The organism is Staphylococcus sp. AC872 (genome assembly GCF_979255425.1).
In genome coordinates, this window is sequence record NZ_CEEDKW010000102.1 from 1 (window position 1) to 231 (window position 231).

A 231-nucleotide genomic window follows, 5' to 3' on the forward strand; every position below is an offset into this window, starting at 1 on the left:
ATATCGATATGACTATAGTCATTTTTAGATGTATTGTATTCTTTCTCTTCACCTTCAAGAATATAAACTTGTGCTTCATCCGATAAAGGTTGTACCGGAATATCTGCAAACACATCATCTTCATATGTTAAAACAAAGCGATTTGTATCAGTTAGTTCTCCAATGACTGAACTATCAAATTCATGCTTTTCAAATAATTCTAAGAATTTTTGTTCTGGTACTTTTTATACA

The 231-nt window shown here is 29.9% G+C and carries 1 pseudogene; it reads right to left on the reverse strand.

The annotated features are described in order from the left end of the window. Positions 1-224 (reverse strand): annotated as a pseudogene (locus ACZ267_RS13090) (phosphoribosylformylglycinamidine synthase subunit PurL); the annotation flags it as partial. Positions 225-231: the final 7 nt, after the last annotated feature.